The sequence below is a fragment of the Synergistaceae bacterium genome (assembly GCA_012728235.1).
Lineage (GTDB): Bacteria > Synergistota > Synergistia > Synergistales > Synergistaceae > JAAYFL01.
The window spans coordinates 1-2,096 of record JAAYFL010000021.1 but is presented as its reverse complement, the minus strand read 5'-3'; the positions used below and the strand labels follow the sequence as shown (position 1 = coordinate 2,096).

Genomic DNA, 2,096 nt, shown 5'->3' with positions numbered 1-2,096 from the left:
GTGTGCTCCCATTAGGATCTTTCCTCAAATTCAGTGTACCACCGACGCCATGTTTTTTTGTATCTACAACAGCTCTGATTGAATAACTCATGTTGTCCTCCGAATCAATTAATATGACAATAATCTGCGCTGGCCAGCTCCTGACTAAAGTCAATGGTATTCTTTCACAGTGGAACAACTCAGGGAACTGAAGAATGACGAATTATTCCGCGTTATGTGCGAAGCATAGGTTTTTGCAATACTCACATTATTATTCTGACGCAATTGTTGGCTCAAAGAATACAATTGATATTGGGCATAGCATTTGCCTATTCAAGGAGGACATCGACATCTCAATGTGACTCTGCAATTCTTTTGGATTGTTTCATCGAGAAATTGTCGCTTTTATACCTTTGGTACGTCAGTAATAATAAGGGGAGGGATTTGCTACTTTGGAAATGGTTTAGAAAATTTGTTCTCTTGAAACTAGGTTTATAACAGAATGATTTGGACAAGATTCACGACTCGCTTTGAAACAAGGAGGGAATATGCTTAAACGGATCATGACCACGATCGCACTGGTGGTAATTTTTGGCACACTTATTGTGCCTACAACCGCAGAGGGCTTGAGTTTGATGGACTTCTATGACGCCTATCACCAAGGCTTGCCTTTTCGAGCATGGCCTATAGAGATACAATACAAATTCGCAATAGAACTGCCGACTTTCATCGAAAAGAACAACAAAGATGGCAATCTGTTTATTCCGCAAAGCATCAAGGAGATTATGGAGAATAGATACGGGCTGCCACACAGTAATGATTTGTCGCAAAAAGATGCGCAGGCTAAGGCAATTGAGTATCTTAGTACAAAGAGCGATATGAGTACTGAGCAACTCAAAGATCTTACTTGGACCTATTCCTTTGTTATCAATGAGGAAACTAATCCTAAGTGGATCATTACCGTTTATGATGGCGTTTACATTGAGAAGAACAGACTGTATCGATTAGCCATTCCCGCACGAGAAGGCGAAATCGCCCTCCTTTTCGATCACAGCAATGCAGAACTTTCGCCTGATAAGATGCTGGAAGAATTCAGCCGGTCTCTTCCGCAAAACAGGGAGAACTGGACATATATGGATAAGGCTAGCTATGGAGATAAGGTGCGCGAGTTAATGGACATTGTCCCAGGCTTCAACACTGACCAGGCATATATGATTTATGGTTTACCGCGAACGGGGGAGCTCTCTTATGACGATGCCCTTGCTTTTGCTTTTGATGCCTTGAACAAAAACTATTCAGGCGAAAAGGGCTGGGATGAAAAACGCTTCCCTCTCCGAACCGCAGAATTTGTTCGAGTGTCTCACAGCAAGGATGAGAAAGAAACGCCCTACTGGGGGTTTGTGTTTGGCGAAGAGGACTTCTATCAAATATTCGTTTACGCAGGCCCCAGCGGACCAAAGGTGTTAGTTGTTTATGAATCAAACAATTCAAACGGATGATGTGACTCAATTTTATGGTTAGGCAATCTGGTGTTCATTCATGTGGAGTTCTCTCTTACATTCTCTAGCGGTCACGAATGAAAACTGCCATTGTTGCGTGTTTTCTGCATGTTTCTTCACTTCTTGAGACGGTAATTATTCATTAGTCTTTAGGTGGCATAAAACCGGCCGGAGAAAATGCCACATTAAAGATTGGAGGATTTCACGATGGGTTATCGAGCTTACGTTACTGGAGGTTCTCTGAACTTCCGAACTGAACCGAGCACTAGTGCTCCAAGGATTACGTCGATTCCAGACGGTACTCCTTTGTCAGTCAACACCTTGCAAACGCCTTATCTTTGGCGTCGCACCTACTACAAACATCGACTTGGTTATGTTATGGCAGAGTTTTTGAACATCACGACTACATATGACAACCTAGTTGATGCGTGCATCTATTTTGGAGAGCGTGATCTGCAGGAAGGCAGCAACGGCGACTTTGTCACTAAGCTGCAGAACTTCCTGAACCTCTATAACCACGCTGGTATCTCCCAGGACGGTGCGTTTGGGCCTGCTACTAAGACCGCTGGCAAGAACTACCAGAGCAGCCGAGGCGTGTCCTCGGACGGTGTTGTGGGG

General features: G+C 43.8%; 2 protein-coding genes. Both read left to right on the top strand.

The window, feature by feature from the left end:
- Window positions 1-527: 527 nt before the first annotated feature.
- A complete protein-coding gene (locus tag GXZ13_01660) occupies window positions 528-1,478 on the top strand; it encodes a hypothetical protein (protein ID NLX74548.1) in 951 nt (316 codons plus the stop codon).
- Window positions 1,479-1,685: 207 nt separating this feature from the next.
- A partial coding sequence (locus GXZ13_01655) for a hypothetical protein (GenBank protein ID NLX74547.1) occupies window positions 1,686-2,096 on the top strand: 411 nt, incomplete at its 3' end.

What these genes read in the sequence shown, in the direction of transcription:
- GXZ13_01660 (NLX74548.1), top strand. Translation starts at nt 528, where the DNA reads ATGCTTAAACGGATCATGACCACGATCGCACTGGTGGTAATTTTTGGC.